Below are 8,948 nucleotides of genomic sequence, written 5' to 3' on the forward strand. Positions count from 1 at the left end.
CGGGAGACATGACCGGGCCCGTGATCGTCATCGTCGGGCTCCTCGACGCCTCCGACGTCGAGGCCATCGCCCCGGTGGTGCACCACAGCACGCTGCCGATGCTGTTCGCGGTGTCGCCGGTCGGCGACGCGCTCGATCGCGCTGCCGACAGCGGCTGGCGGGTCGGCGCGATCGACCCCGACTCCGATCTCGCGATGGCGTGGAGCACGGCGGTCGGGCGAGGAGTGAGCCATGTCCTCGGCTGACCCCTCCGATCAGCGAGCCGGCCGTCGCGGCGGGGAGCTCGTCCTGACGCTCGCGCTCCTGGCAGCGCTGCTCGCTGCGCTGCTGCCGGTGATGCGGGTCATGAAGCCCGGCGGCTGGCTCCTCGGCGCGGTGGTCCTCGCCACCGCGATCCTCGCGGCCGGCTTCGTCGCCCGCAGGTTCCGCCTCCCGGCTGTCGCGGTCAGCCTCATCGAAGCCGGCGTCTGGGTCGCGTTCATGACGGTCGTCTTCGTGCGGCACACCGCGCTGCTGTGGGCCGTGCCGACGCCCGAGACCCTGCGCGCGGTCCCGCCGCTCGTCGACGAGGCCATCGAACGCATCACCTTCGGCGCGGCGCCGCTCGACGACCACATCTCGCTGGCGTTCCTCATCGTGGGGTCGATGGGGCTCCTCGCCATCATCGTCGACCACGTGGTGCTCACCGCCCGGATGCCGCTCCTCGCCTCGATCGGCATCGTCGCCGTCTCCCTCATCCCCGCGATCGCCGTGCCCCGCGAGGTCGACGTCATGGCGTTCGTGTTCCTCGCCGTCGCGATCCTCTTCCTCGTGCGCGCCGAAACGCGCTCGCGCGAGCGGCCCCTCGAGAGAGCGTCCGAGCGCAGCGCCGGAGTCCCGGCGACCGCGCTGGGCATCGGCGCGATCGCCGTCGTCGTCGCGGTGGTGGCGACGCCGATGCTCCCGCAGCCCGCGGTGCGTGCCGGGGCCGGCCTCGGGCCTGGGCCGGGCATCGACGCCACGCTCCAGCTCGGCGACGATCTCCGGAGGCCGGAGGCGGTCGAGGTGCTGCGTGTGCGCACCGACGCACAGCAGGCTCCGTACCTGCGGGCGACCACGCTCTCGCGATTCGAGGGCGGCATCTGGGAGCCCGACCAGGTGCGCACGGTGCCGCTGGAGAGCGAGCTCGGCCTCGGCCGCGTGTCGGTGGGGACGGGTGTGCGCGTGTCGGAGTACACGACGTCCGTGGAGGTCGTGAATCTGGCCTCGGTCTGGCTTCCGGTGTCGTTCCCGGCTGTCTCGGTGACCGGGCTGGACGGACGCTGGGCCGCGGTTCCGTACAACCGCACGGTGATCTCGCAGTCCGGCTCCACGCAGGGCCAGGCCTACGAGGTGATCGCCAACGTGCCGCGGCCCACGCTCGAGCAGATCCGGCAGTACAGCGCCGGCGGGCCCGAGCTGCGCGATGAGACGACGTCGCTTCCGGAGGAGACGCCCGAGATCGTCATCGATCTCGCGGCACGGGTCACGGCGGGGGCGACGAACGACTACGACCGGCTCATCGCCATGCAGCGGTGGTTCCGCGGGGGCGAGTTCCGGTACTCGCTCGAGGCTCCCGTCGAGGACGGGTTCGACGGCAGCGGCGCAGAGGCGGTCGCCCAGTTCCTCGAGCAGCGCGAGGGGTACTGCATCCACTTCGCGTCGGCGTTCGCGCTCATGGCACGCACCCTCCACATGCCCTCGCGCATCGTCGTCGGATATCTCCCCGGCGTGGCCACGTCGGACGTCGTCGACGACCAGACCGTCTACACGGTGTCGAGCTCCCTGCTGCACGCGTGGCCGGAGATCTACTTCGACAACGTCGGATGGGTGCCCTTCGAGCCGACCGCCGGCCTCGGCGTGCCGACATCCTTCTCGCCGGCGAGCTCGCTGCCGGGCGACCCCGACGACCCGTCCACGTCGACCCCCGGCGCCACGCCGACGCCGTCGACGAGCGCGAGCGCCGATCCCAATCGCCCGATCGATCCGCGCGACGAGGCGCTGCCGGGCACGCCGCTCGCCGGCGTGAATCCGCTGCCGACGCTGGGGGTCGTGATGCTGATCCTGCTCCTGCTGGCGCTCCCGTTCCTGGTGCGCGAGGTGCGGCGCCGGCAGCTCACGGCCGCAGGGCGCGCGGGAGACGCAGCCGCTGCGTGGACGATGGTCCAGGATGCCGCGATCGACGTGGGCATCGCCGTGCCCGCGGCCGAGAGTCCGCGCGGCTTCGCGCAGCGACTCGTCGACCAGCACGGCGTCTCGGCCGAGGCGATGGAGACGCTCGTCGCGGCGATCGAGCGCGCGTCGTACGCGCCGTCCGGCACGCGGGACTTCTGGCTCGGCGATGCGGCGACGGATGCTGCCGCCACCGTCCGCGCGGAACTCCTGGCCGGTGCTCCGGTTGCGCGCCGGATCCTGGCCGTGATCGCGCCGCGGTCGCTCATCGTGCGGCCGGGAAGCGTCTACGCGGGAGGCGCCCCGGCGACCAGGTAGGATGTTCCGTGGCCCTCCGGGCCATGGAGGATTCGCCTAGTGGCCTATGGCGCACGCTTGGAAAGCGTGTTGAGTGAAAGCTCTCAGGGGTTCGAATCCCCTATCCTCCGCCACCGTTTTGTCTAGAAAACACTGGGATCGCGACCCCTCTGAAAGTCGCGTGGCACAGTTAATGGCACAGTTGACACTCGCTAACAGCCCATTTCGGGGTTTGAAGGTTGAAGGTTTGAGCCCCTCTCCGACCGCGAGAGTGTAGCGATCCGACGACGCTCCGTTCCGAGCTTTCGCGGCATAATCTCAGCGCTTCGCGCTTCGTTATTCCACGGTCTCGGCACTGCGCGCCGCCCGATCGCTGAGGGCGCAGATGTCGGACAGGGACCTTGTGCGAGCGGTTGCCTGAGATCAGCGGTTCACCGTTCCAGAACGACTGCCAAGCCCTGACCGACTCCGATGCACAGCGCTGCGACGGCGACTCCGCCACCCCGCCGACGCAGTTCGTGGGCGGCGTGACCGATGATCCGTCCGCCGGACGCCCCGAGGGGATGCCCGATCGCGATCGCGCCGCCGTGGATGTTTACCTTCTCCGGATCGAGGTCCGGCCAGCCGGCGAGGCACCCGAGCGATTGCGACGCGAACGCCTCATTGAGCTCTACGACGTCCACGTCGGCCCACGCGCGACCGGCGCGCGCGAGCGCGCGGTTCGCGGCTTCGACCGGAGCGACCCCGAAGACGTCAGGATCGTTGCCGACGACGCCACGGCCGATGATCCGCGCCAGGGGCTCGGTCTCGATAGCGCCCGCCGCGCCCAGGAGCACGGCCGAGGCACCGTCGTTGATCGGCGAGGAATTGCCCGCCGTCACGGTGCCGTCCGCGGCCAAGAGGGCTCTGAGCGTGCCGAGCTTCTCGACGGACGTGTCGTCGCGGATCCCCTCGTCCCGGGCGAGTTCCGCGCCGGGAACCTGCACGATCTCGTCGTCGTAGCGACCCTCGGCCCAGGCGCGCGCGGCGAGGGTATGGCTGCGCAACGCGAACGCGTCCTGCGCGTCACGGGAGATCCCATACAGGCCGGCGAGCTTCTCGGCCGACTCCCCGTTCGAGATGGTCCATTCCCGCGGGAGCCGGGGGTTGGTCATCCGCCAGCCGATCGCCGTGTTCCACAGCGTCTGGTTGCCGATGGCGGGCCAAGGCCGCGCGGACTTCTCGAACACGAAGGGAGCACGGCTCATCGACTCGACACCGCCCGCGAGCACGACCTCGGCGTCACCCGCCTCGATCGCACGCGAGCCCTGGATCACCGCCTCCACGGACGATCCGCACAGCCTGTTGACGGTGACGCCGGGCACGGTAGTCGGGAACCCGGCGAGCAGGGCGCCGAAGCGGGCGACGTCGCGGTTGTCTTCGCCTGCCTGATTCGCGTCGCCAAAGACCACATCGTCGATCCGCGCCGGATCCAGCCCCGTCCGCTCTGCCACCGCGCGCATCACCACCGCCGCGAGATCGTCCGGCCTCACCCCGGCGAGCGCGCCGCCTGCGCGGCCGAACGGGGTGCGGACAGCGTCGTAGACATAGGTCACGGGCATGTCAGCTCCTCGCATCGGCCAGGTCGAGTCCGGTCAGGCCGGAGAGGGATGCGAGGGTGTTGTCGCCGAACGTCTCGCGCAGGTGGAAGCGCCTCTCCCGCACGTCGAACACGGCGTGGTCGGTGTAGACGCGGGTCACGCAGCCGACCCCGGTGAGCGGGTAGGAGCACGTCGCAACCAGCTTGGACTCCCCCGCCTTCGTGAGCAGGTCCGTCATCACGAACACCTGCCTCGCGCCGATGGCGAGGTCCATCGCGCCACCGACCGCCGGGATCGCACCGGGCGCGCCGGTGGACCAGTTGGCGAGGTCGCCGGTCTGCGACACCTGGAACGCGCCGAGCACGCAGACGTCGAGGTGGCCGCCGCGCATCATCGCGAACGAGTCGGCGTGGTGGAAGTACGCCGCACCCGCGAGCGCAGTCACGGGCTGTTTTCCCGCGTTGATGAGGTCGGGGTCGATCGCGCCCGCCTCAGGCGCGGACCCCATCCCGAGCAGTCCGTTCTCAGTGTGCAGGATGATCTCCTGGTCATCGGGCAGATAGTTGGCCACCAGCGTCGGGGCCCCGATCCCGAGGTTGACGTAGGAGCCCTCGGGAATGTCTGCCGCGATGCGCGCCGCCAGGTCGTCACGGCTGATCCGAGTGCTCACAGGCCCGCCACCCGCCCGTCGACGTCCACGCCGCCGACGAATCCGCCGTCGCGCAGCCATGCACGCTCCCCCACCGCGACCACGCGATCCACGAAGATCCCCGGGGTGACCACGGTCTCGGGATCGATCCGGCCGAGCGGCACGAGCTCATCGACCTGCACGATCGTGGTGGTGGCCGCGGTCGCCATGACCGGGCCGAAGTTGCGTGCCGTCTCGCGGTAGACGAGGTTCCCCCACCGGTCGGCTCGCAGCGCCGACACCAGGGCGAAGTCCGCCCGGATGGGGTGCTCGAGCACGTACGTGCGCCCCTCGATCTCGCGCAGCTCCTTGCCATCGGCGAGCTGGGTGCCGACGCCCGTGGGTGAGAAGAACGCTCCGATTCCCGCGCCGGCCGCGCGGATGCGCTCCGCCAGGTTTCCCTGCGGCACGAGTTCCAGTTCGATTTCGCCCGCGCGGTACAGCCCGTCGAACACCCAGGAGTCGTGCTGTCGAGGGAACGAGCAGATGATCTTGCGCACCCGGCCCGCCGCCAGCAGCGCCGCCAGGCCCGTGTCACCGTTGCCGGCGTTGTTGTTCACGATCGTGAGGCCGCTCGCGCCCTGGTCGATGAGCGCGTCGATCAGCTCGGCCGGCTGACCCGCGCGCCCGAATCCCCCGATCATCACCGTCGCGCCGTCCGGGATGCCAGCCACAGCAACCGCGGCATCCGTAACCGTCTTGTCGATCACAAGCTCACCTCGCAGTGCAGGTCTCCCAAGGTCATCCCCTCGCGCATTTGTCGCTTCGCAGCCGTGACCTCAATCCGTCGTCGAGGCGAATCGCTGATGAGCCGATCCTCTCCGCAGGGGTGCAATCCCCGCATCCATGAGTCCACGAGCGTTCCGCGACGCCGCACGATCCAACGGGTCATGCGGCTGACTCATCACGAGCGCCACAGACCGCGGCTGGTGGGCTCACCGATGCGACCAAATGTGAGGACCGGAACCATGGATGTTGCAGAGGAGCACTAATCATCCACTGCGTCGTGGTCGCAGGGTCGACAGCGGCCATTGTGACTACGGAAGCGGGATCATGAACGTCACTTACGATTTCACGGACAAGGTCGCCCTCGTCACAGGTGCGGGGTCGGGCATGGGCCGCGTGAGCGCACAGGCCTTCGCCCGCTCTCGCGCAACCGTCGCGGTGACCGACATCGACGTCGCTGCGGGCGAATCTGTCGTGAACGAGATTCGGGATGCCGGCGGGGCGGCGAAGTTCTTCGAACTCAATGTCGCGGATCCTGACTCAGTCGACGCCGGAGTCGCCGCGGTCGTTGCGGAGTTCGGCGGTCTCGACTTCGCTCACAACAACGCAGGGATCGAGGGCCAGCACGGAAAGTTCCTCGAGCAGACGCGTGAGAGCTTCGACAAGGTGATCGGGGTCGACTTCAAGTCGATCTTCTACTGCATGCAGGCTCAGATTCCAGCGATGCTCGAACGCGGTGGGGGCAGCATCGTCAACACTGCGTCAGCTGCCGGGCTCATCGGCGGCTACGGCTTCGCCCCGTACGGCGGCGTGAAGCACGGCGTGGTCGGACTCACCAAACACACGGCACAGGAGATGGCCGAGCTCGGCATCCGCATCAACGCCATCTGCCCCGGGCCGATCAACACGCCCTTCATCGCAGACTTCCCGAAGCCGGTGCTCGACCGACTTCTCACCGGGACCCCGATCGGCCGACTCGGAGAGCCGGAGGAGATCGCCCAAGCAGTTCTGTGGCTGTGCTCCGACGGCGCCTCGTATGTGATCGGCACGTCACTGTCAGTAGACGGCGGCACGGTCATCGGCGGTATGGCCACCCGATCCGACGATCTGGGCTGGTAGCCGGCTCGTGCGGATTGGGGTGCGCCGCACTGGTGGCACTCCTCCCCTCGAGTTGGCCGGAGGCCACGCAGTTTCTCGAACCACCCCGCACGGCGATGTCGCCGGGCCATAGAACACACGAAGGAAGTGCCATGCCTGCACGTACAGGAATCGCCCTCGCCCTAGCGGCCGTCCTCACGTTCACACTCGCCGGATGTACGAACGGAGATGCCCCTTCACCATCGCCCAGTAGTCCGCCGGAACTCTCGCTGGAGCTCGTCGACGGGCCGTCCAATCCGGAAGATCTCGTGGAGGTGGCAGGAACTCCGTACCTCCTGGTGTCAGGTCTGTCCCTCGGCCCGGAAGGACAGCCACAGGGGGGCGAGCTCGTATCGATCAACTCGGAGACCGGGGAGAACGAAACTGTCTGGCCCGTGGATGAGCCGAGCGTGGAGTACGACTCTTCCGCTTACCCCGATTGCGACCCAGTGCCACAGGCCGCGATCTCCCCACACGGGCTGGCCTTTCGGCCGCACGAGGATGGGCTCGGCGGGGAACTGCTCGTCATTAACCACGAGCGCGAAGCAGTCGAGGTGTTCGACGTCGGCAGCGAAGGCTCGAGCGTGACGCTCACGTGGATTGGTTGTGTCCCCCTTGCCGCAGACATGTACGGCAACGGGGTAGCAGTGAGCGATGACGGCGAAACGCTGTTTGTCACGAAGTTCTTCAATCCGGCGACGAGAGACGCTGACCTCGGCGCCCTTCTCTCCGGGGACCCGAGCGGCGAGGTGCGGACATGGACAAAGGGCGAGGGCTGGAGAGCAGTTCCCGGGACTGAGCTCGCCGGAGCCAACGGCATTGCACTGAGCCCCGACGCAAGCGCAATTTTCGTGGCGGAGTGGGGCGGTCAGAAGCTTTGGAGGTTCGATCTAACTGGCGATACCGAACCGCAGAGTGTCGCTTTGGATTTCTGGCCGGACAACCTTCGGTGGGGCGACGACGGTCTGCTCTACGTGACGGGCCAGGAGGTGACTCCCGCCCAGGTGCCGTCCTGCCTTGCTGGTGACATCACGGCGTGCCCGTACACCGGATTCGACATTCTGGCGATCGACCCTGAAACGCTCGACACGTCCGTCGTCTTCGCGTACGACGGTCAAGACTTCGGACACACGACTGTCGCACTGCCAGTCGGAGACGATTACTGGATCGGAACGATCTTTGGGGACAAGGTGGGCAAGCTCACCGCTGCCCCATGACATCGCATCCGCTTGTTGTCTCGCGGGGGACGATTCCGATGAGACGTTCGGCGCCTGGATGGTGCCCTCGGAGAGCGGAACCGGCACGGAATCGTACGCGCCTCGCGATCGGAGATTGATGTGACAGCGATCACTGAAGCGCACCGCCCGATCGAGAAGGGTGGGATCCGGACGAGGCCGGCGGTGACTCGTGGTTTCGGCCAGTCATCAATCGAAATGACCGCAGCTGAGGCGTTAGCGTTCGAAGATCGAGGGAGTTTGCCAGCCGGCACTCGTGTGAACATTCCGCACCTCGCCTCGGACACGGAGGAACAACGCCGCGAGGCGGCTGTCACTTTGCGCGCGCAGGGCCTCACGCCAGTCGTGCACGTTGCCGCCCGTCGACTCCGTGGTCGCCGAGAACTTCGCGCGTTCCTGACCGACCTGCACGAGCAGAATCTGAGTCAGCATCTCTTCGTCGTCGGTGGGGACCCCGCCCGGCCCGCAGGCCCTTACGAAGCAGCGCTGTCGGTGATCCACACAGAGAACCTCGGCCTCTACGGGGTTGAGTGCGTTGGGGTGGCCGCATACCCCGAAGGGCATGCGAAGATCGCCTCGGCGGATCTGTGGGCTGCGCTGCAGTGGAAGATTGACGCGATTCGTTCGCAAGGACTGCGCGCGGAAATCATCACTCAGGTCAGCTTCGATCCCCATGCGGTGCTGGGGTGGATCGAGGAGCTCAGAGCTCGCGGCTTCGATGACATGGTGCGCATCGGGCTCGTGTGCGACGCTGACCACGACCGGGCGGTGTCCTTCGCGCAACGGCTCGGCATTCGGTCCGCATTGGCATTGGGCGGCCCTGGTCCGTCGCGCAGCGCGACCCGAAAGCTTACCGAAGGCGGGTTCGCGGACCAGGTGCGCGAGGGATACTCCAGCTCGGTGCACGGGGCGGTCGCGCAGCACCATTTCACCCTCGGATCCGGTGAGCGAACCCTGGTGTTGCTCCGCGCAATCCAGTTCGATCCGATCCCCTAGGAGGGCTGCGCGCGGTCATCCGTACGGCACGGACCTTGTCCAACGAACGGAGGAGGCCCGGGCGTTCGCCCGGGCCTCCTCCGTTCGATCGATCGGTGT

The 8,948-nt window shown here is 68.1% G+C and carries 7 protein-coding genes, 1 tRNA gene and 1 pseudogene; 6 read left to right on the plus strand and 3 right to left on the minus strand.

Going from position 1 to position 8,948, the window contains the following annotated elements; all coding sequences use genetic code 11:
* The 3 genes and pseudogenes from ACE3O1_RS13250 to ACE3O1_RS13260 form a co-directional block, all read left to right on the plus strand.
* A pseudogene (locus tag ACE3O1_RS13250) lies at nt 1–245 on the plus strand (DUF58 domain-containing protein); the annotation flags it as partial.
* Complete coding sequence (locus ACE3O1_RS13255; RefSeq protein ID WP_374315791.1) at nt 232–2,508, plus strand: transglutaminaseTgpA domain-containing protein; 2,277 nt, start codon at nt 232–234, stop codon at nt 2,506–2,508. The pseudogene ACE3O1_RS13250 and the gene ACE3O1_RS13255, both read left to right, overlap by 14 nt.
* A 25-nt stretch (nt 2,509–2,533) precedes the next feature.
* Nucleotides 2,534–2,621 (plus strand) — tRNA-Ser (locus ACE3O1_RS13260).
* Nucleotides 2,622–2,918: 297 nt separating this feature from the next.
* Here ACE3O1_RS13260 and ACE3O1_RS13265 read toward each other — a convergent pair.
* From ACE3O1_RS13265 to ACE3O1_RS13275, 3 genes are read right to left on the minus strand one after another with little or no spacing between them, the layout of a single operon-like run.
* The gene (locus ACE3O1_RS13265) at nt 2,919–4,088 is read right to left on the minus strand and encodes an acetyl-CoA C-acyltransferase (RefSeq protein ID WP_374315793.1); all 1,170 of its coding nucleotides are present in this window, start codon (nt 4,086–4,088) and stop codon (nt 2,919–2,921) included.
* A gap of 1 nt (nt 4,089) precedes the next feature.
* Entirely contained in the window at nt 4,090–4,737 is a 648-nt protein-coding gene (locus ACE3O1_RS13270) for a 3-oxoacid CoA-transferase subunit B (RefSeq protein WP_374315795.1), read from the minus strand.
* Complete coding sequence (locus tag ACE3O1_RS13275; protein WP_374315797.1) at nt 4,734–5,465, minus strand: 3-oxoacid CoA-transferase subunit A; 732 nt, start codon at nt 5,463–5,465, stop codon at nt 4,734–4,736. Before ACE3O1_RS13275 ends, ACE3O1_RS13270 begins: the two co-directional genes overlap by 4 nt.
* 343 nt (nt 5,466–5,808) lie before the next feature.
* Between ACE3O1_RS13275 and ACE3O1_RS13280 the strand changes: the two genes are divergently transcribed.
* The 3 genes from ACE3O1_RS13280 (at nt 5,809) to ACE3O1_RS13290 (ending at nt 8,849) form a co-directional block, all read left to right on the plus strand.
* Nucleotides 5,809–6,600, plus strand: a complete 792-nt coding sequence (locus ACE3O1_RS13280) for an SDR family NAD(P)-dependent oxidoreductase (protein ID WP_374315803.1) — start codon at nt 5,809–5,811, stop codon at nt 6,598–6,600.
* Between the two features lie 428 nt (nt 6,601–7,028).
* A complete protein-coding gene (locus ACE3O1_RS13285) occupies nt 7,029–7,835 on the plus strand; it encodes a hypothetical protein (protein ID WP_374315799.1) in 807 nt (268 codons plus the stop codon).
* Between the two features lie 120 nt (nt 7,836–7,955).
* The gene (locus ACE3O1_RS13290; protein WP_374315801.1) at nt 7,956–8,849 is read left to right on the plus strand and encodes a methylenetetrahydrofolate reductase; all 894 of its coding nucleotides are present in this window, start codon (nt 7,956–7,958) and stop codon (nt 8,847–8,849) included.
* The last annotated feature ends 99 nt before the right edge of the window (nt 8,850–8,948 follow it).

Origin of the sequence: Microbacterium sp. (assembly GCF_041909575.1) — a bacterium.
Classification (GTDB): Bacteria; Actinomycetota; Actinomycetes; order Actinomycetales; family Microbacteriaceae; genus Microbacterium.